We start from the raw sequence: 20987 nt of genomic DNA on the forward strand, positions 1-20987 counted from the left end.
CATGGACAAATGGCGATACATGGACAAATGGCGATACAGAGACATCCCAACAACACTCCAAACCATCATTTCCATTGGTAACCTTCGTCTGCGAATAGTCGTAATTCCTGTATCTTCCAAACACTGGGAAATGAGTTCTGGAGAAAGCAGATCAGATAAACCCGAAAGTTGCTCTGCAGAGAATTGATGAACTTGGTTAAGAGCCTGTCTTAAAAACATAAAAAAAATCCGAGTGCATTGAATACACTCGGATTTTGACACTTTGAATGGATCGTTCAACCGATCATTTAGTTGTTAACTGATCGGCATTACGGATTATCCGTCGCTTTTTTTAATGTTTCGAGATTACTGAGCAACAATCAATGTCAGTTCCACTCGACGATTGCAGGCTTTACCAAACTGTGTAGAGTTGGTACACGCCGGAACGTATTCTCCGTAACCGCGAGTGTAGATCATCTGTTGTGGGACCTTATTGCCAACCAGTGCTCGTTTAACCGATTCCGCTCGCTTATCTGCCAAGGAGTCATTGAGTTTCACTGTACCGGTATTGTCGGTATGACCACCAATGACAACATCCACCCCGTTTTGATTTGACAAAAAGCTAGCGAGCTGACTTAACCACTGAGCAGAGCCGTCTGCAACGTTGGCAGAGCCCGTATTAAAATGGATTTTTTGCTTAAGGCGAATCATCACATAATCACCGGGGATCAATTCATAATCCAATCCGTGATTCACCAAATACGTCTCCAACTCATCCCATGACTGAGTTCGATATTGACCATTAGGTCCACCGACTCTCGCACTCGACATGATCTGCGCCTCGGCCCAATCGGCGTGCATCACATCGCTTTCACCACGCGGCGCAGTCTCTAGCATTGCTGGGAACATTTTACTGGTGGTTGCGGACATCGAACTGCACCCTGACAAAATGATCGCAGCAGCGCCCGTTACAGCAACAGCTACGATTTTTTTCAGTTTCAACATCACCCACTCCTCACTTTTGAACTTACTCTTTTATCGACCGAAATAGTCAAAGCTTTACAATAAATCTTTCGTCTTTTCCCCTCTTGTGTGGTTCACTCATTCAACGTTACACTCTTTGGGTTAAATTCATTTAGAAGCATTATTATGTTAAAAACACTTTCTAAGTCATTATCTATATTAGCGCTGGTTGTGGCTGTTGCTGCTTGCAGCGAGTCATCTACTCCAGCTGAAGGCAAACAATACCGCACGCTCGACACCAATTTAGCGACGTATCGTCTTCCACAAGTCACTGAAATCTTTTCTTTAAGCTGTGGCCACTGTCGTAACCTAGAACCAATGTTACCCGCTCTAGAAGAACAGACAGGTGAAAAACTGGGCAAACTGCACGTCATGTTCAATGACAGTGCTAAAATTGCCGCAATGATTTTCTACACTGCGGTAATGCAATCCGAAAACGGTAAAGTGCCAGCTGATATGAAAGATAGCCTTTTTGCTTTGGTTCAAGATCGCGACCTTGATGGAGAAGCAAAAAAAGCGGAACTTGATCGTATTTTCCACTCTCGCGACATGGTAAGCCCATACGAACTCGATAAAACGCAACAAGAGCAGCTATTTCGTTATCTAGAAGTCGCGGAGTCAGTCTCTGTTGAAGCGCAAATTAATGCGGTACCGACATTTATTGTTAACGGCAAGTATGAAGTCATGGTCTCTGGTCATCAGGGAATCGATGAAATCGCTGAAACCATTAATTATCTAAAAACAAAATAAAAGGAAAGATTGTGTCTAAAATTCTTATCCCTGTTATCGTTCTGCTGCTGGCAGCTTTCATGATTTATCGCACTTGGAACAACAGCAAAGCAGGTGAAGAGAACTTCCAACAAGGTCAGGCATTTTTACTAGAGAATGCCAAGAAAGAAGGTGTGATCAGCACTGAAAGTGGCCTTCAATATGAGATCCTTCATAAAGGCGACAATACTGAAACGCCAACGGCTAAGAGCAAAGTAAAAGTGCACTATCACGGTACGCTAATCGATGGCACTGTTTTTGATAGCTCCGTTGATCGTGGAACACCAATCAGCTTTGGTCTTAACCAAGTGATCAAGGGCTGGCAAGAAGGCTTGCAATACATGTCAGAAGGCGACAAATTCCGCCTGTACATTCCTAGCACGCTAGGTTACGGAAAAGGCGGTAGCGGTCCAATTCCACCTGCAGCAGTATTGATTTTTGATGTTGAGTTAATCGAGATTCAATAAACTCGCGCTCTAATGAAAGATTGAGAAACACCCTAATTAAACGCCCTATCATCATTGATAGGGCGTTTTTTCATTACACAGGATAGAATTCAAAGCTGGTTTCAGTCACTAAATAGCAGTCCATGCCTGCCGCGCGGGCAGCTTGCAGTCCCAGTTTCGTGTCTTCAAAAACGACACAGCGTGAAGCTTGCTTACCCATTTTCTCCGCTGCCATTAAGAAAGTATCTGGATTCGGTTTATGGCTGTTCACCTCGGTTGCAGACACGACACAGTCAAACGCCTCCAACACACCTGCTTCCGTGAGCAACTTTATTGCAGAGTCGCGCTGGCTGCCGGTACCAATCGCCATCGGCTTCTGACCTCGGTATTGTTTGAATACTTCATAAGTATGTGGAATTGGGGCACCATGAAATGGCAACGTAGCAAACATCTCCATTTTGAAAGCCGACACGGTTTGCTGATCCAAACTCAGGCCGTAGCGCTGGTTTACCTCACCTGCAATCTTATAGCTCGGCATGCCTCCAAGTGAATGCAGCCAAGTCCGATCAAATGGAAACGCAAAGTATTCCGCAGTTAACTCCCATGCTTTTACGTGGTTCGGCATGGTATCCAAAAGCGTACCATCCATATCAAAAATAATTGCATCGTATTTTTCTAGCTGTAACAAGACGTTAACCTCTTATGTTCATTTTTGTGCTCTAAAGCCTACACCGTTCGCTAAAGAACGGCATACTATTACCGATATAAATATCAACAAAGAGTTCCATCAGGTCGATTTATATGCACTCGATTCCATTTCTTTTTCTTGCTATTGCAAATGAAGACTAAAAATCAATAACTTGCTATATTGCGCACCCGAAACGGTTCCAAGTTCAAATAATAACAAAACTTTGCGTCTACTGATCCCACTTCAGTCAAGGCGTTTCAATACGGATAGATAATTAGTTAAGGCTCACTATGAAGATTAAGCATCAACTTCTACTCTTAGGATCGCTGTCACTGTTGGCGATACTTGCGGTACTCGGAACCAGTACCTACTTCGCCCGCACTACCGATAACCTTTCCAATGCCGTTACGCAACTTGGACAACTAGAAGTCACACTTCTCAACCTTCGCCGTAATGAAAAAGACTTCTTACTCCGTAAAGATGAAAAGTACTTAGATAAGTTCAACACTAATGCTGGTTTGTTCAATGAGCAAAAAAGCGCGTTAGAACAAACTCTCGAAGCATCCAATGTTCCACTACCGAATCAACTCGATCGAGAGTTGGCTGATTATCGTAGTGCATTTACTAACTTGGTCGCGGCCTATAAAACATTAGGCTTGACGCCTAATGACGGCATTATGGGGCAGTTCAAGCAAGAGTTAGATAGACACCAGCGTAATAATCTAACTCTATCGCTTATCGAACTAGAAAATGCCGTGCTTACAGGTTCTACTCTCTCTTTGAACAAAAGTGGCATCGCGCCGCTAGATCGACTAGGCCAAGAGACGTTAACACAACGCTCCATCATTGGTTTTAAATACGACCAAGGCTTGCTAGGTGAAACCCGCAGCCGCTCTCACAGTATTGAATCAGATTTCAAAGCCTTTAATCAAACCGTTCACAACGCGTTGGATCAAGCGATTGCCACACTAACAACAATCAAATGGGTTATTTCTGGTGGGCTTATCTTTGCGATCGTCGCATTAATTGGCATTATCCTTCGCTCCATCAGCCGTGACGTTGATACGTTGCAGACCAATATTTCCACTATTGCTCGCACAAACGACCTTACAACGCATGTGCCGTCGGAAGGTAAAAACGAAATCGCTTCGATTGGTCGCGCGGTCAATAGCCTACTCGACAGCTTTAGAGCGCTGGTCGCCGATACACAGCAGCAATCTAGTCAGCTAAAACACAGTAGCAGCAACATGAGCTCCGAGCTGCAACTTGTGGTAGAACAGTTCCACAGCCAAAGCGATCACACCAATTCAATGGCGGCTTCCGTTCAGCAAATGGTGACCACTATCGATGAGATCTCTCAAACGACGCACAAAGCTGCGGATGTCGTTAACCAAGCAGCAGACAATTCTCAGCAAAGCCGTACTTTTGTTGATGACACCGTAAGTAATATTCAATCCTTGTCTGCTGTGCTAGCTGAAAGTAATGATGAAATACGTTCATTGAGTGACCATGTAGGCAAAATTGGAGGTGCCGTACATATCATTCAAGATATTGCTGAGCAAACCAACCTCTTGGCGCTCAATGCAGCCATCGAAGCGGCGCGCGCGGGTGAGCAAGGCCGAGGTTTTGCCGTAGTTGCAGATGAAGTTCGCGCGCTAGCAAGCCGAACTCACCAATCCACAGAAGAAATCACCAATTTGGTGACCGCTATTCAATCTCAGATGACCACGGTCGTTGATGATATTGAGCAGTGCAACACACAAGGCGCTGCAACGCTATCCGCCTCAGCCAAGTTAGATACAGCACTGCAACAAATCTCTACTGATATGTCTGAGATCCAAGCAAACTCAGAGCAAATCGCTGCCGCCATTGAAGAACAAGGCATAGTTATGAATCAAGTTGGCGAGTCGATTACCGAACTGAATGAGATCTCCACTGACAATATGAGCAATGCCAATGCTTGTATTGAAGAGGTTCAAAAGGTTTCAGGGCAAACTCAACATATGGATGATGTTGTATCGGGCTATAAAATTTAGTCCTGACTCAAACACAGATTTACCTAATCAGCCTTTGCCCTGCGCAAAGGCTTTTTTTTATTATCAACAAAAACTAAAAACTGTTTACTAGCCTAGCTTCTTGGTGAGTTGCCTTCCGTTGTCTAATCTATAGCTGTTCATTCATCAGGAGACGACCCCCATGCAAAAAACACTTTTATTAACTGGCGCGACCGATGGTATTGGCTTAGAGACAGCAAAAAAACTCGCTCTACAGGGTCACCACATCCTAATGCATGGGCGCAATGAAGCGAAACTTAAAGCAGCAGTAGAAGAAGTAGCGGCGTTAAATCGCAATGCCAAGATTGAAAGCTATGTCGCCGATCTGTCTGTTCTGAGCGAAGTCAGCCAGCTGGCCACTCAAGTCTCTGAGATGCATGGCAAACTTGATGTGATTATCAACAACGCAGGCGTGTTTGCCACACCAAACACTCTGACAAACGACGGCCTAGACGTACGTTTTGCAGTAAATACCATCGCCCCATATATTCTGACTCGTCAGTTATTACCGCTATTAAATAGTGATGGCCGCGTAGTGAACTTATCATCAGCGGCACAAGCACCTGTTGATGTTCAAGCTATGGTTGGTCGTCCGGTACTTTCTGACAATGACGCATACGCGCAGTCAAAACTGGCTATCACCATGTGGACACAAGCCATGGCGGCTGAGTATCCAAGCGGACCTGTGTTTGTTGCCGTCAATCCGGCATCCTTCTTGGGCAGCAAAATGGTTAAAGAGGCGTACGGCGTAGCTGGTAACGATCTGAATATTGGTGCAGACATTCTCGTCAGAGCCGCTTTGGCTGATCAGTTTGAAAATGCCAGCGGTCTTTATTTTGATAACGACATCGGCAAGTTTGCGAAACCGCACAACGACGCGCAGAACACCGAAAAGGTTGCAGCAGTCATGTCTGCTCTTGATCATTACCTATGAGCATTCGCTCAAAGAGGATCTGTGTCATAAATCCCAATATGGCGGCGTACCAAAATAGTCGCTAAAGAAATCAATAAAAGCTCGGACTTTCGGGGCAACGAGCCTTGAACTTGGGTACAACACCCAGATAGCGGTATCCGATTGGTAAGGGGTTTGCTGTAAAATTTCCACCAGCTCCCCATTTTTTATTTGCTGATACACACTCCATGTACTGCTCATCGTAATTCCATGACCTGCCATACAAAGCTCACGTATCGCATCACCATTATCTGAACGAATTTTGCCCGCAATCTTAATGCTGACATCACCATTCGCAGTTTTGAAATCCCAATGATCGATACCGGTAATTCTGATGCACTGATGATCTTTTAAAGCCTGTGGCGAATCGGGCGTTCCATATTTAGCCAGATAATCGGGTGAAGCACAGATGATACGATGATCTGGCGCTAATTTTTTGGCAATCAAACTGGAGTCTTTTAGTTCAGCGTTACGAATGGCTACATCAAAACCGCCATCCACTAAATCAACAATCGAATCAGAAAAGCGCAGGTCGACTGAAAGCTCTGGATTTTGCTCCATAAATGCATTCATAGCTGGCAGTAAATGCATACGGCCAAAAGACGAAGGCGCTGTCACTCGCAACGTGCCGGAAGCCAATGCGCCCTGCCCGCCAATAGAAGCTTTGGCGAGTTCAACACTATCAACCACATTTTCTGCATGAGGCAAAAACGCCTCCCCCTCCTGCGTTAGAGATACTTTTCGAGTGGTGCGATGGACAAGACGGGCGCCAACACTTTCCTCAAGTTTATTGATATGAGCACTCGCCACGGCGGGCGACAAGCCAAGTTCTTGCCCTGCTTGGCTGATGTTATGGGTACTTGCTAGACGAATAAATAAACGTAGATAATCGATGTTCATAGCCAATAATCCACAAAGTTATTTTTTCACCATGACCAAATCATGATCCATCAGTTCTTTAACAAACGGTGACGGTGACGATTGATAAGTAATCCACACTCGACTTTTCGAACGGGTCATCGCCACATAAAATAGGCGTCGCTCTTCTGCATGAGGATATTCATCTGAGCCTTTCGTTAGTGCATCACTTAAGTGAATAAACTTACGCTTAGCCGGGAACTGCCCTTCATCGGCATTGACGATTATAACAAAATCGGCCTCTTTACCCTTACTCGAGTGACAGGTCATAAACTCTAATGACAGATTAGTAAATAGCTTCTGCCAATCATGAAACAGCTCTGGTTTGTGATAATGATTACGGCCAAGCAGTAGCACCGATTTGGCACTCTTTGCCTTGCTGTTGATATCATCGAGAATTTTTTCTACTCGATTACCATGTTCAATCACAACCGCTTTTTGCTTCACAGCTTTGTGGCTTTTTATCTCTTTACTGATTTGCGCAGGGTTGGCCTGAATAAAATCAGACGCCACTTCACTGAGTTTGTCACTGAAGCGATAAGTGGTATCCAGTAAATGCACCGATGAATGAGGGAAACGGTCGCTAAACTCGGTGGTCAAATCTACATCGGAGCCAGTAAACTGATAGATTGACTGCCAATCATCCCCAACAGCAAACAGCGACGCTTTATTGTCAGGCTGTTCACATAAAGACTGCACTAAGGCTAGGCGATCGGGTGAGATATCCTGATACTCATCAACCATGATGAACTTCCACGGTGAAGTAAACTTCTTCGAACTCACTCGCTTAGTTGCGTTGGTAATCATCGAGGTAAAGTCAATCTGGTCATTGTCTTTAAGCATCTTTTGCCAAGCTTGATAGCAAGGCCAGCACAATGCTAGCTCACTATTCAAACGTGTGTATTCGGCATCATCGATAAGCCGTTCTTGAATCGCTTTTTTGCTCAGCCCTGTTGCGATCAACTGGTCGAGTTGCTGCTCAAGCCAAGCAATCAACTTAGGGTTTTCACTCTGACTGCCAAGTTCTTCATCGCCTTTTAGGTAAGCAATAGGCCATTTGGATAAGTGCTTTTGCCAACGCTTGAAGTTGGTGGGCGTCATCCAGTGTTTTTTCAGCCAATCAATACACCACCCATTTTTCTGTGCTGACTCTGTGGCGAGCGGGGTAAGTTTCGGCGGTTGAATTTCTGTCTCTTTGAGGATTTGCAGGCCAAGCTGATGAAAAGTCAGTACCGCAATGTCATCAGCGGTTTTACCAAGCTTTCTCTCTAATCGCTCACGCATTTCATTGGCGGCATCACGACCAAAAGCGACAAGGAGTATCTGCTCTGGATGTGCTAAATGACTTTGCAACAAGTACGAAACCCTTGCCATTAACACACTGGTTTTGCCTGAACCTGCTCCAGCTAGAATCAAATTCTGATCATTGTTATGCAAAACGGCCATTTGCTGCGAATAGTTCATTGGCGACGATTCTGATTGCGTAAACAGCACCTGCCAGTTTTCGCGCTCATCAACCAACCAGTTGGTGTTGCGTTCTTCCAGTGCGTGTTGAGTCTCATCTAGCCATGGCAGCAACTTTTGGATTCGATTCGGCATAGTACGCATTGCCTCGGAGATTGACATGTTCATCTCCAGAAACTGACTGTTTACCTCATCTACCCACCCTGTCATCAATGAATGCGGCAGGAACTGAGGTAATGTACGCAGTCTTGTCAACTCCTGCTCCCACTTTGGCAAGTAGGTTTTAAGCATGGCACTTTGTTCTCGATGCCAGTTTTGGTACACCGATACAGCATTCTTGGCAAATCGTTGCACTTCTTGCCATGGCAAACCTTGTACGACCCAGCATACCTGCTTATCGTCACTCTCATGAGCATGAACCGTAATCGAAGACCAAATTAAGCCCCGCTTAACGCTAAGCTTGCCGCTCCATTCACAGAAAGGTATTCGTACCTCCGCTCGAACAGAATGCAGTACTAAGCAGTGCGGTTGCAATTCAATGGTTCGGAACTCATGTTGAGTAAAGATTTCAGCGGTCGGAGTGGCGGTTAGCAGCATGATAAATCGAGATAACGTGGTATTCATTGTGAGTTATAGTAGTCAGTCTACTGTATCAACTCGCTAAATCCATCCAAGTTTATGTAATAAGTGTGAAAAAGAATCCAAATAAAAACGCTCCCAGCCGTTGGGAGCGCTTTTTAGCATCAATTTACTTGTTGGTCGGTGTCTGTAGCTTCTCCATCACATCATCCAAGTTAAAGCTCGCTGCTTTTTGCCTTGGCGGAAATTCTTTGAAGGTCTCTAGGAACTTACCTACATATACTTGCGCCGGTACCAGTAGATAAACCCTATCGATCATCCAGTCATAGTAAGTGTTGGACGTCACGTCAGCGACTTCATAAGGATCCATTCTCAGGTTGAAGATTTTCGGTACACGAAGCGTAACAAACGGTTCTGCCCAAATACGCAGTGTTCCTTCTACGCGTTGCTCCATAAACACCACTTTCCAATTGTTATAACGCAGTGCGGTGAGATCGCCATCATCAGAGAAGTAGAAAATTTCCGCACGTGGAGACTCTTCAGTTTCCCCCGTTAAATACGGTAAGAAGTTATAACCATCTAAGTGAACTTTGAAGCTCTTGTTACCGGCTTGGTGCCCTTTAAGTAGCTTCTCTTTTACATCTGGCTCACCCGCTGCTGCTAGGAAGGTTGGTAACCAATCCATGTGGTGCATGATGTTGTTAGACACACTACCCGCTTCGATTTTGCCTGGCCACTTAACCATTGCAGGCACTCGGTAAGCACCCTCCCAGTTGGTGTTTTTCTCGCCACGGAAAGGAGTGAGACCCGCATCTGGCCAGGTGTTCATGTGAGGGCCATTATCTGTGGAATAAAACACAATGGTATTGTCTTCAATACCTAGCTCGTCAACTTTCTTAAGCAGCTCTCCAACATGGTTATCGTGTTCAATCATGCCATCTGCATAATAACTGATACCTGATTTGCCTAGGTTGCCGTCTTTAACATGGGTACGGAAGTGCATGCGCGTCGCGTTCCACCAAACAAAGAACGGTTTTTTCGCCGCGACAGCACGATCCATAAAATCGAGCGCAGCTGACAAGGTTTCTTCATCCACCGTTTCCATACGTTTACGCGTTAAAGGTCCTGTGTCCTCAATTTTACCGTCAGCAAATGATTTGATGACGCCGCGAGGACCAAACTGTTTACGAAATTCTGGATCTTTCGGATAATCGATGTTTTCTGGCTCTTCTTCAGCGTTCAAGTGATAAAGGTTACCAAAGAACTCATCAAAGCCATGGGCGGTGGGTAAAAACTCATCTTTATCACCCAAATGGTTTTTACCAAACTGCCCGGTCATATAACCGTGAGGCTTAAGTAGCTCTGCAATCGTGGCATCTTCCGCTTGCAAACCTAAATCTGCACCAGGAAGACCCACTTTGCTTAAGCCTGTTCGAAGTACGCTTTGACCTGTTATAAATGTCGAACGCCCAGCCGTACACGACTGCTCGCCATAATAATCGGTGAACATCATTCCACCTTTAGCAATGGAATCGATGTTAGGCGTCTTGTAACCCATTAAACCAAATGTGTATGCACTGACGTTGGATTGACCAATGTCATCGCCCCAGATTACGAGGATATTGGGTTTATCCTCGGCATACGCACTTGCTGAAACACCAATTAACGCGGTAGCCAATACAGCTAAGCTCCGCTTAAACCTTGTTGTCGTTGTCATGTAAACCTCTACGTTAGTTGGTTGCATCCCGCCCATTAACATATAGTCGCTAACATGCATAACTACCACTAACACAACGGTTTTTCTTGAAAATGTCATCAGGTTATAAAGCTGAATTATTCGACACTAATCACATACCATTCGGTAAGCTTTTTTGTTTCCATATATAGCTAAAGCTATTAGATATCAGTTAGATAAGAATGGTTATAACTTTTCTTTATAGTCTCTATAAGACGACTTCCGCCTGCGACTCGCCTAAAGTGCCAAACATCCGGATACCTTTGGGTGTCTCGTTCAAATCCAATAAGTTAAAAAACGATGGAGTCTAGAATGGCGAACCACTTAAGTAAGATCGCAATGGGCGTAGGCCTTGTTGCTACATCTTCCGCAGCTATCGCAGCAGACCAACCAAATATCCTAGCGATTTTTGGCGATGATGTTGGTTACTGGAACATTAGTGCCTACAACCAGGGCATGATGGGTTATGAAACCCCAAACATCGACCGTATTGCTAATGAAGGTGCCTTGTTTACCGATCACTATGGTCAGCAATCATGTACTGCTGGTCGTGCAGCATTTATTACGGGTCAAGAGCCTTTCCGTACAGGTCTTCTTACCATCGGTATGCCAGGTTCGACGCACGGCATTCCAGACTGGGCTCCTACTATTGCAGACTTGTTGAAAGATCAAGGCTACATGACGGCTCAGTTTGGTAAAAACCACCTGGGTGACCAAGATCAACACCTACCTACAAAACACGGTTTCGACGAGTTCTTTGGTAACCTTTACCACCTAAACGCTGAAGAAGAGCCAGAGACTTACTACTACCCGAAAGACCCAGAATTCCGTAAGAACTACGGTCCACGTGGTGTAATCAAGTCATACGCAGATGGCAAGATTGAAGATACCGGACCTATGACTCGTAAACGTATGGAGCACGCGGACGAGGAGTTCCTAGAAACATCGTTGGCATTCATGGAAAAAGCAGTAAAAGCCGACAAACCTTTCTTTATCTGGCACAACACAACACGTATGCACGTTTGGACGCGCCTACAAGAGAAATATCAAGGTAAGTCTGGAGTATCTATCTACGCTGACGGTATGTTAGAGCACGATGACCATGTTGGTATCTTGCTAGACAAACTCGATGAGTTAAAGATCGCTGACAATACCATTGTTATCTACTCGACGGACAATGGTGCAGAAACTGTGACATGGCCTGATGGTGGTGCAACACCTTTCCACGGTGAGAAAGGGACAACATGGGAAGGCGGTATGCGTGTTCCTCAACTTGTTCGCTGGCCTGGGGTCATTGAACCTGGAACGAAGATCAACGAAATGATGGCTCATCAAGACTGGCTACCAACACTTCTTGATGCTGCAGGCGTTCCTGACGTGAAAGAGCAACTTGCCAAAGGCTACAAAGCAAATGGCAAAGACTGGCGTGTTCACATCGACGGTTACAACTTTAAACCATTCTTTGAAGGTAAAACGGACGAGGCACCACGTGATTCGTTGCTTTACTTCACCGCAAATGGTGAGCTTAACGCTGTTCGTTGGAATGATTGGAAGCTAAACTTTGCTGTTCTTGAGGGTGATATCTCGAACGCTATCCGTTTCTCGCCAAACTGGCCACAAATTATTCACCTGCGTGCAGACCCATTTGAAAAAGCACCACACGAGTCGGGCATGTACCTTCGCTGGATGGCTGACAACATGTGGCTATTCGTACCGATTCAAGACGTGCTAGGTGACTTCTTCAAAACATTGCCAGACTACCCAATGCAGCAAGGTCAGATGATGAACCCAGCAGCAATTGATTACCAGTCACTGGGCCTAAAAGGCAAAATGCAACAGCTTGATCAACTTCAGAAACAAGTTGAGCAAATGAAATAACGCTTCGTTTGGAACAAGCAAGCTAAACCAAGCGCTATAAACAAGCGCTATAAAAAAGGCCAGCCACTTCGAAAGTGACTGGCCTTTTCTCTTAGGTGTCAATTAAACGTAAAACGCGTCAACTGTACCTTTAAGTTTGATCAGCATAGGTTGACCCCAACGGTCTTTTGCTTTTGGAGAAGGGATTTTAACCCATCCTTCGCTGATGCAGTATTCTTCAACGTCTGTGCGCTCTTTACCGTTTAGGCGAATGCCAATTTGGTGTTCAAAACACTCAGCCACGTGATGTGGGCTACGAGGGTTGCCTGATAGATGATCTGGTAATTCTGGCTTTGCGTTGTCGCTCATGGTGATAACCTGAATGAGTTAGTGAAAAGTGGCTCATTGTAGTCAATACATTCCACCTGCTCAACTAGTCTCTGACGATGTCACGCTATTTTCACGTACAATCTCTACAACACTGATCGTTTGCCCATCAATTGGACAATTAACAACCCAGTAAAACAAGTTATTCCACGTAATCCTCGATGATCTTAGTACCGCATACCTCGCAGACGCGGTGACAGGAATAGGCGTGGTTGGACGTCATCAGTCCGCCAAACACCCAGCCTTTTAATAGGTTAGCCAAAAATGCACTATTGTCTTGTGAATGTTCACCTTCCGCTAAAGCCGGTTTTTCAACCAGTACCACAATGTGTTTCGTTTCAGCGCAACAAACACTGCATACACAGTTTTCAATCCTTTGCATGAAGGCACTCCTGATAATCAAACCATTGATTTGGGGTCGATTGTAATTCAAGCAAACCACAAACTATGTTAACCAGGTAGCATATTCAAGAACAGTTTTTGGCTAATTTTCAAACACCAGTACATCAAACTATTTCAAGCGCTATTAAAAAAGTCCAAGACACTAAACATCACTGTCTTTCATTGGTTGCTCTTGGTTTGCCATGCGTTTATTGGCAACTCGGCGATCAAAATCTGAAATACGCGCTAAGAACTGGCTCTTTTCCTCCTTTGAAATAGATGTCGCCAAAGGAACGTCTGCCGTAAGTGGGTTTACGGCACGATTTCGAACCAGCACTTTAAAATGGAGGTGTGGACCTGTCAATCGACCTGTTGCACCCGCAAGCGCAATCTTCTGGCCGCGTTTCACTTGTTGTCCTTGTCTCACCAAAAATTTAGACAAATGTAAGTAACGTGTGGTGTAAACACTGTTGTGTTCAATGACCACATACTTGCCAGCGTAAGGATGGTTGCGGATAGCTATTACCTTACCATCACCAGTTGAATAGACCGGTGCACCCACAGGTGTCGCGAAGTCGGTGCCGTTGTGGGGAGATATTCTTCCTGTTACCGGATGCTTACGCTTAGGGTTAAAGTGGGAGGTTACTCGGCGATAGGCCTTGCCTATAGGGTAGCGGTCAAAAGCTTGTTCTAAGCTATTGCCATCACGGTCATAGAAGCGACCGTCATCAGCTAAGAACGCTGCAACCTCTCGATTACCCAATGCAATGGAAATACCTTGAACTTCAGCGTTACCCGTTGGGTGATTACCCAAGTATTGGTGATTAACCAAAATCTCGAAACGATCACCCGCACGTAATTCTCTGGCGAAGTTAACTTTGTCCCTCAACACTTGAGTAATATTTGCAATCTGCCTTGTCGAAAGACCAGCTCGATGCGCAGAAGTAGAAAAGCTGCCGTGAACCTCTCCGGAATACAAGGTTTCTTTCCAGTCACCCTGCTCCTCTTCAAAGCGATACTCAAACGACCCATCTGATTCTTTACTATAGATAGCGCGTTCTACCAAGCTCTGATGGAAGATCATCGACTGTAACTGTTTTGATTGTGAGTCGATAATAAGCTCGAGATGATCGCCTGGTTTGATAGTGTCGAGTTTTAATACATTCAGGTCAGCTTCTAGAACATGCTGAAGAGTTGAGTAACCAAGGTTCCATGATGAGAAAACGGAACTTAAGGTATCCCCTACTTTGACAAAGTAGTGAACTCGAGTTGAATGGTCTTTTGGCTGGTCTAGATTCGAAAAAGAATCCAAAACTGTCTCTCCTAGATAAGGAGTCACCTTTATTTCAACAGACTCTGGTGTCGGTTCAGGCAGAAAGCTAATTAAAGAAGCAATAGAGAGAGCGATGACAGCAGTAGTCATCAAGATAGGACGAAGAAGCTTCATAATGGTGATACGAAAAACAAACAATTGTTATGTTATAACATCTCCCATCAAGTAAAGAAAACATAACTATTGCCCAACTTTGTATCAAACGGTGAGCAGAAAACTACGCCATCATACTATAAAACCTAATCACAAAAGAAAAACACCACAAAATCTTTCAATTTTATGGCGTTTCTTGGTTCAAAGTATCAGGACGGTCTATGGCACACCATGACCTTTAGATGCTACCCAAACTCGATACCACTGCTCACGAGTTAGCTCAATGTCTAACGCCGAAATAGCGGCTTTTACACGCTCAATCTTACCAGAGCCAATGATAGGAAGCGGGTTAGATGGCAGACGTTTCACCCAAGCGTAAATCACTTGGTCGATGCTTGTCGCGCCGACTTCTGCTCGAATCGCTTCAAGTTCACTGCGAACACGCTGGGCTTGTTCAGATTGACCATTAAAGATCTCACCACCAGCAAGAGTAGACCAAGCCATTGGCTTCACTCTTAGTTGCTGTAGCTGATCTAAAGTACCATCGTGAGCAACTTCAAAGTTAATTGGGTTGATTTCAACTTGGTTAGTGACCAGAGACTTGCTTAAGCGCGATTGCAGTAACTCATACTGACGCGGCGTGAAGTTAGATACACCAAAGTGTTTCACTTTACCGATTTTATACAACTCGTTAAATGCATCGGCGACTTCGTCAGCATCCATTAAAACGTCTGGACGGTGAATCAGCAGAACATCAAGCTCATTCACACCCAGTCTCTGTAGAGAGTTATCTACCGATTCATAAATGTGCTTTGCACTGGTGTCATAATGGTTGATCTTGCGATCTGAGAACTTGTCACTACATAGCTTAATATCGCACTTTGAAACGATCTGGATTTCCTCACGGACTGATGGATCCAGTGCCAGCGCTTCACCAAATAGTGTCTCACACTCATAGTTGCCATAAATATCGGCGTGATCAACGGTCGTCACACCCAGTTCGATATGCTGTTTAAGGAAGGTCAAACGTTCTTGCGGTGTCATCCCCCAATCAGCCAAACGCCAATACCCCTGAACCAGCTCGGAAAATTCCGGCCCATTTGGCGCCATCGTTACTTTAGAAACCATGGGTTATCTCCTTATTTAAATCTGCCCACATCCTAAGCTTGTTTACCAAGGCTCACAACGGGTAAAATTCGAAAAAACGAACTGGAGTACGAAGTTGTGAGCTTTGCTGAAAGACTTAAAGAATTGATTGGACAAGAAAGCGTCAGTGGCTTCGCTCGCCGCGTTGAACTCTCTGAAGCACTTATACGCAAATATCTTAAAGGCAGTGAACCAAGCTTAGCAAAAGCTAATCAAATCGCGATGAAAGCCAACTGCTCACTTGAGTGGCTAGCCACTGGCTGCGGCTATTTATATCGTCAAGCAGAAGTGGTTGATATGCCCGCCTACCAACTCGCTCACGAAACCGTACTAGGTAATAAGCTCGCTGAAAGTGACACCCTCACTCATCGCAAACTCATCATCGCTTATCAATACTTACGTGCGACTAAGAAAAGTGATGGGCATTTAGATGCTCATGGTATGAAAAGGTGCTTGCTAGCATCACTAACTAATAAATTACCCACTAAAAACCCCAGAGCATTTACACCAACTCAAACCCGCGCAACAAAATCGTAACATCCATCTGTGACACATAGATTATACCGCCCCATGTATTCGCATTACAAATAGTTCAACATTCACTCCTTTGATAAATGTGACCAAGATTAAACGCATGTTTGAATAAAATACCTTACACTAATATCAACAAACAGATTTATTAAGAGCAACGGAATATTCCACAAACCGAATATAACCAACTCTCCAATAATGTCCCCCAATAGTGGTATTCGAAAATTGAAATATTTTTGAAGGGGGTTCTTATATCCGAAAAACGGAATAAATATAAAAAGGAATACATATGAAAAGTCTATTCAAGCTTTCTACTTTGGCAGTAAGTGTGTTTGCAGCATCGCAAGTTGCTGCAATTGAGTTGTATAATTCTGAAGGTACTAGCGCAAACATGTACGGCGGTATTGCAGCACAAGTCAGCGCATATGATTATGACGAATCAACGATTATCGGCAATGACGCAGGCTTTGCTTATAACTCAGACCAAACTCATATTGAAGATCCAGGCTCATGGTTTGGTTTTGATATCAAACACCAAATGGGTAAAGTGTATGGTCTTGCAAAAATTGAATGGGATGTAGACTTTTCAACATCGACAGACCTTGATAGTCGCCGCGCGCTAACCGCACGTCAGACATTTGCTGGTTTCGGCCACGATGATTTTGGTTCAATTACTATTGGTCGCCAAGAGAGCCCCTACATGAAAACGGACAAGGGCTACTACGCATACTGGGTTGGTGGTCTTAACATGATGCAATCTGACGAACTTGGTAGTCGCCGTTCTCAAAACACAGTAGTTTGGCAGAATGATTTTGATAACCTTTATATAGGCCTACAATATCAAGCTCGCCGCAGCGTAGATGACCTAATTACCTTTGGTGGTAACGGCCTGAACTTTGGCTCATTGCTAGAAGTTAATGGTGATCCTGTAACAATCAAAGGCGGTTATGGCGCAGCAGTTGCCTATACTATCGAGCAAACTGGCACATATTTAGCGGCAGCTTACAACCAAGCTAACGATATCAACGGTTCTTTCATTGACCTTCTTGGAATCCCTGATGCTGCAGCGGCAATTACAGCTACTGACGCAGAAGTTAAGCAGTACGCACTAGCACTTGAGCAACACTTGCTAGATGGCGCATTATCACTTTCTGCGCGTTACGAAGAATTTACAGCAAAAGACGGCCTAAATTCATTTGACTCAAAAACGACTACATTTGGCCTTGGCGCAAACATGTACGTGTCTGAAACAGTCCGTATTTACGGTGGCTACGAAATGGCCGAAGAGAAAGACGAAAAACTTGGTCGTACTAAGACTGAAATGACTTCGTTTAACCTAGGTGCGGCATACGCTCCCGTGCCTTGGGGTGAAGTTTACCTAGAAAGCTATACGGACGATCTTAAACTTAACGATGGTCTGAACTTCAATGACTTTACTTCTGTTGGCGTTGAATCCAAAGGCACTCACTTCTTCCTAGGTGCTGCAGTATTCTTCTAATGCCATCTTGAGTTAGACACTAACTAGTAAGTTTCCTTTAAAGCCCTTTGTACATTTCTGTGCAAAGGGCTTTTATTTATCCCCCTAATCACTTCTCTCAGCGACTCGATCAACAAAGAAGCTTTCAGCTCAATAAATGAGCACACATTATCCCTCAATTACCAATCATACAAATATCCAATAGTTCAGACCACAAACCATGTATAACCCCAACAAATAAAAATTAATAAAAATATAAACTGTGATTTCAACCCGATATTCATCACCATTTTATCCATAGAATCCACATCAAAATAATCTGAAAAGGAAGCAATTCAGCACAAAACAAGAATAGACACTGTTAATAGACCTCATTCATTAACTACGTACTACCCATAAGCAATCCAACCAATCAACTACCACTAGAACGAATACATATGAACAGACATTGCATTAGACTTTTAACGTTTTCATTTACATTGACGTGTTTTCCCGCCCTTGCCGCTGTCGAACTGTATAACCAAGAAGGTACAGAGCTTTCCGTTTACGGCGCTATTGCCGCGCAAGTGAGCCAATATGATTATGACCAATCCTCTGCGATGGGAAGTCCTGAAGGTTATAACTACAACAGCGATATTGTTCACATTGAGGATCCAGGTTCTTACGTCGGTATCGACCTCTCTCACCAAGTGGGTTCAATGCGTGGACTTGTAAAACTCGAGTGGGATGTGAACTTCGGTACACAGTCCGATACATCTGACGAGGCACTACAACAACGTCAAACCTACGTTGGGTTTGCGCATGACGATTACGGCCAAGTGACCATCGGTAGACAAGAGAGTCCCTACATGAAAACCGATAAGGGCTATTACGCTTATTGGGCTGGCGGACTTAACATGATGCAATCAGATGAACTTGGCAGTCGTCGCACTGCTAATACCGTGGTTTGGTCAAAACAGACCGATAGCTTTTATTTGGGGCTTCAATACCAGGCGAGTAGGAATGTTGAACAAATTTCTTTCGGTAACGGGCTCAATTTTGGTTCTGTTTTTCAACCAACTGAAGACACGCCAAATATCTCAATAGACAACGGCTTTGGTGTTGCCGCTACCTACACATTCGATTTTGGTACCTATGTGGCGCTTGCCTATAACCAAGCAAATAATATTAATGGTAAATTCATCGACTTACTGGGCATCCCTGATCCATCATTTAGCCTTGTCGCGAGCGATGCCAAAGTACAACAGTACGCTCTGGCGTTAGAGCATCACTTCTTTGACGGTCAGCTTTCTGTATCCGGACGCTATGAGCGCTTCAACGCGCAAGATGGCACTGCGGCACCCAGTTTCGATGGTACTACCGACAATATTGGTGTTGGTGCCAACTGGTTTATCACCGATGCCGTGCGAGTTTACGGCAGCTATGAGTGGGCACTCGATAAGAACAACCTAACGCAAACCACAAATACTAAAGTGAGTATGATCAACGTCGGGGCAGCTTGGGCTCCGGTGCCTTGGGGGGAGCTGTACATGGAAGCCTACCACGATGATGTCACGCTAAATCAAACCCTAGATTGGCAATCAGGTGCTGCTCCGTCTGATTTTCGCGGTAACGCAACTCACATCTTCCTCGGTGCGGCCGTATTATTTTAGCCATCTCAACCTCTAGAGACTAAACACAGCCACTAAGGTGCTTGATGATCATATCAAGCACCTTGCTTCGATAATTTCGACACTAAAAGACGAACAATGGATGGCAAATCGAGTTACAAAGCTTACAATGCACCATCAAATACATAGCTAGATGACTCACCATGATTCCTGATTACACATTCGATACCCTCAACACCATGCCACGACAAGAGCTTGAAGAATTTGCTGCGCGTATGATAAGCCGCATGGTACCCGAGGACGTAATGACCGAGCTGTTCACCTTCGAGCAAGAAGAAGTGGATAACGAAGAACGTATGCTAGCAACCCAGCTTGACGCCATTTTAAGAATGACCGCGATTGCTCTGTGTGAGATTCAACAAGCATTTGACGATTCAGACAATGCTATCCAGAACAGTGAGCGTATGACGCGTCTCGTCTTATGGCACTTCTACTCCGTGTCATTCAACCTTGAAAAAGCGATCCCGTTGCAGACCCACTGTAACCACGTCGAAGTGTTGCTGAATAACCGACCTAAAGACGTACTAGGCTGGGTAAAGGAACTGAATGACTTGTTGCACTCTTACGCAGAGATCAACACTGAAAACTAAACATCAACTGTTCGGTAAAACCTAGATTCTGAGCAAATCTCTCCTAACCTATTTTGAGTGATGTTGTTGCATATCGTGATAACAACATCAATTCATAACAAGTCGTTAGGGAGACGTTATACAATGTATTCAGATTTGCTTGAACCTCAGCCGCAGCAGAAAAAGAAACAACATCAACCATCGATCACCCAGCGACGTGCGGCTTCCACGAAGGCTTTGTCGGATCAGCGCAGCAATTCTGAACAACCCAACGTAGCTCAGCGTCAACCCAACCTCCAAGATAATCGTCTACTCCACGCTGCGAACTCTCCCATCCAACACCATTCTAAACAAAGTTCCCAACCACACACTCCAACAACCAACGTGATGCAACGAGCGAAAGTGCCTGATGGCTTCGATCCCGATGCTTGGGAGAGCCTCCCCTCTCATGCTCAAGCTGTTTATAAGCTCATCGCACAATCACCTAACTTCGACATACTTCGACACGACATGGGTGAGAACAAACTCATTGCAGAATGTGCAAACCTGGGTATGGCTCTTGAACTTGCTGAAAGGTCGGTCAAATCGCTGACCGATTACGCCACTATGGTGAACAAAAACGCAGCCAAAGCAAAAGCAAAAGCAGTCGCTAAACAAGCTGTAGGGTTTGGTGTCGGTGTCGGTACGTCATATGGTAGCATGGCTCTCAAACCCGTCGCAAATGGCGTTGGTAACCATTTGGCGGGCTACGCAATCAAGCAAGGTGTTAGTGGAACCGGAGTAGGCGTCAAAAAAGGCAGCCAATGGGCTGCTGGCAAACTTGCCAGCAAAAAAGTTGGTTCTGCAAAGTGAGACCAGACTTCGTAGCGTCCTCAAAGACATCGGCCTTGCCTATGTACTATTTAACAACTGTAGGTTTGGCAATGAAGATAAAATC

20 protein-coding genes are annotated in these 20987 nt (G+C 44.7%); 10 read left to right on the forward strand and 10 right to left on the reverse strand.

Features of this window, described 5'->3' with window-relative positions:
- Together L4C42_RS19990 and L4C42_RS19995 are read right to left on the reverse strand one after the other, a co-directional pair.
- Positions 1 to 219, reverse strand: a 219-nt coding sequence (locus tag L4C42_RS19990) for a transposase domain-containing protein (RefSeq protein WP_429761661.1), incomplete at its 3' end; no start/stop codon positions are given.
- Between the two features lie 126 nt (positions 220 to 345).
- On the reverse strand, positions 346 to 984 hold the full coding sequence (locus tag L4C42_RS19995) for an OmpA family protein (RefSeq protein ID WP_353499408.1): 639 nt from the start codon (positions 982 to 984) through the stop codon (positions 346 to 348).
- A gap of 144 nt (positions 985 to 1128) precedes the next feature.
- On the opposite strand from L4C42_RS19995, the gene L4C42_RS20000 reads away from it, so the two are divergent.
- On the forward strand, positions 1129 to 1752 hold the full coding sequence (locus tag L4C42_RS20000; protein WP_429761662.1) for a thiol:disulfide interchange protein DsbA/DsbL: 624 nt from the start codon (positions 1129 to 1131) through the stop codon (positions 1750 to 1752).
- Positions 1753 to 1763: 11 nt separating this feature from the next.
- The gene (gene bamJ / locus L4C42_RS20005) at positions 1764 to 2237 is read left to right on the forward strand and encodes a BamJ family beta-barrel-assembly machinery protein (RefSeq protein WP_353499410.1); all 474 of its coding nucleotides are present in this window, start codon (positions 1764 to 1766) and stop codon (positions 2235 to 2237) included.
- A 73-nt stretch (positions 2238 to 2310) separates the two neighbouring features.
- On the opposite strand, the gene L4C42_RS20010 is transcribed toward bamJ, so the two are convergent.
- Positions 2311 to 2904, reverse strand: a complete 594-nt coding sequence (locus L4C42_RS20010) for a beta-phosphoglucomutase family hydrolase (protein ID WP_353499411.1) — start codon at positions 2902 to 2904, stop codon at positions 2311 to 2313.
- Positions 2905 to 3194: 290 nt separating this feature from the next.
- Here L4C42_RS20010 and L4C42_RS20015 point away from each other — a divergent pair, with 290 nt between their 5' ends.
- Together L4C42_RS20015 and L4C42_RS20020 are read left to right on the forward strand one after the other, a co-directional pair.
- The gene (locus L4C42_RS20015; RefSeq protein WP_353499412.1) at positions 3195 to 4940 is read left to right on the forward strand and encodes a methyl-accepting chemotaxis protein; all 1746 of its coding nucleotides are present in this window, start codon (positions 3195 to 3197) and stop codon (positions 4938 to 4940) included.
- Positions 4941 to 5100: 160 nt separating this feature from the next.
- Positions 5101 to 5892, forward strand: a complete 792-nt coding sequence (locus tag L4C42_RS20020) for an SDR family NAD(P)-dependent oxidoreductase (protein ID WP_418642933.1) — start codon at positions 5101 to 5103, stop codon at positions 5890 to 5892.
- Positions 5893 to 5916: 24 nt separating this feature from the next.
- Here the strand turns inward: L4C42_RS20020 and L4C42_RS20025 are convergent, their stop codons facing one another.
- The 3 genes from L4C42_RS20025 to L4C42_RS20035 form a co-directional block, all read right to left on the reverse strand.
- The gene (locus L4C42_RS20025; RefSeq protein ID WP_353499414.1) at positions 5917 to 6810 is read right to left on the reverse strand and encodes a LysR family transcriptional regulator; all 894 of its coding nucleotides are present in this window, start codon (positions 6808 to 6810) and stop codon (positions 5917 to 5919) included.
- A gap of 18 nt (positions 6811 to 6828) precedes the next feature.
- The gene (gene helD, locus L4C42_RS20030; RefSeq protein WP_429761671.1) at positions 6829 to 8889 is read right to left on the reverse strand and encodes a DNA helicase IV; all 2061 of its coding nucleotides are present in this window, start codon (positions 8887 to 8889) and stop codon (positions 6829 to 6831) included.
- 151 nt (positions 8890 to 9040) lie between these two features.
- Positions 9041 to 10615: an arylsulfatase gene (locus tag L4C42_RS20035; protein WP_418643006.1), complete on the reverse strand. Its 1575-nt coding sequence runs from the start codon at positions 10613 to 10615 to the stop codon at positions 9041 to 9043.
- Positions 10616 to 10918: 303 nt separating this feature from the next.
- Here L4C42_RS20035 and L4C42_RS20040 point away from each other — a divergent pair, with 303 nt between their 5' ends.
- On the forward strand, positions 10919 to 12484 hold the full coding sequence (locus tag L4C42_RS20040) for an arylsulfatase (protein ID WP_353499416.1): 1566 nt from the start codon (positions 10919 to 10921) through the stop codon (positions 12482 to 12484).
- 102 nt (positions 12485 to 12586) lie between these two features.
- On the opposite strand, the gene L4C42_RS20045 is transcribed toward L4C42_RS20040, so the two are convergent.
- The 4 genes from L4C42_RS20045 to L4C42_RS20060 all read right to left on the reverse strand — a co-directional run bounded on the left by L4C42_RS20045 (position 12587) and on the right by L4C42_RS20060 (position 15785).
- Positions 12587 to 12832 carry a DUF3297 family protein gene (locus L4C42_RS20045; RefSeq protein ID WP_353499417.1) on the reverse strand — a complete coding sequence of 82 codons (246 nt, stop codon included), beginning with the start codon at positions 12830 to 12832 and terminating at the stop codon, positions 12587 to 12589.
- A gap of 160 nt (positions 12833 to 12992) precedes the next feature.
- On the reverse strand, positions 12993 to 13232 hold the full coding sequence (locus L4C42_RS20050) for a hypothetical protein (RefSeq protein ID WP_429761663.1): 240 nt from the start codon (positions 13230 to 13232) through the stop codon (positions 12993 to 12995).
- Between the two features lie 162 nt (positions 13233 to 13394).
- The gene (locus L4C42_RS20055; protein ID WP_429761664.1) at positions 13395 to 14678 is read right to left on the reverse strand and encodes a peptidoglycan DD-metalloendopeptidase family protein; all 1284 of its coding nucleotides are present in this window, start codon (positions 14676 to 14678) and stop codon (positions 13395 to 13397) included.
- 198 nt (positions 14679 to 14876) lie between these two features.
- Positions 14877 to 15785 carry an aldo/keto reductase gene (locus L4C42_RS20060; protein ID WP_418642931.1) on the reverse strand — a complete coding sequence of 303 codons (909 nt, stop codon included), beginning with the start codon at positions 15783 to 15785 and terminating at the stop codon, positions 14877 to 14879.
- Positions 15786 to 15881: 96 nt separating this feature from the next.
- Between L4C42_RS20060 and L4C42_RS20065 the strand changes: the two genes are divergently transcribed.
- From L4C42_RS20065 to L4C42_RS20085, 5 genes are all read left to right on the forward strand, one after another.
- Positions 15882 to 16340, forward strand: a complete 459-nt coding sequence (locus L4C42_RS20065; protein ID WP_353499421.1) for an XRE family transcriptional regulator — start codon at positions 15882 to 15884, stop codon at positions 16338 to 16340.
- Between the two features lie 283 nt (positions 16341 to 16623).
- The gene (locus L4C42_RS20070) at positions 16624 to 17832 is read left to right on the forward strand and encodes a porin (protein ID WP_353499422.1); all 1209 of its coding nucleotides are present in this window, start codon (positions 16624 to 16626) and stop codon (positions 17830 to 17832) included.
- A 416-nt stretch (positions 17833 to 18248) separates the two neighbouring features.
- Positions 18249 to 19463: a porin gene (locus L4C42_RS20075; RefSeq protein WP_353499423.1), complete on the forward strand. Its 1215-nt coding sequence runs from the start codon at positions 18249 to 18251 to the stop codon at positions 19461 to 19463.
- Positions 19464 to 19624: 161 nt separating this feature from the next.
- The gene (locus tag L4C42_RS20080) at positions 19625 to 20071 is read left to right on the forward strand and encodes an exoribonuclease R (protein WP_353499424.1); all 447 of its coding nucleotides are present in this window, start codon (positions 19625 to 19627) and stop codon (positions 20069 to 20071) included.
- 123 nt (positions 20072 to 20194) lie between these two features.
- Entirely contained in the window at positions 20195 to 20902 is a 708-nt protein-coding gene (locus tag L4C42_RS20085) for a hypothetical protein (RefSeq protein ID WP_353499425.1), read from the forward strand.
- Positions 20903 to 20987: the final 85 nt, after the last annotated feature.

The organism is Vibrio wakamikoensis, from assembly GCF_050337275.1.
GTDB classification, from domain to species: domain Bacteria; phylum Pseudomonadota; class Gammaproteobacteria; order Enterobacterales; family Vibrionaceae; genus Vibrio; species Vibrio chaetopteri.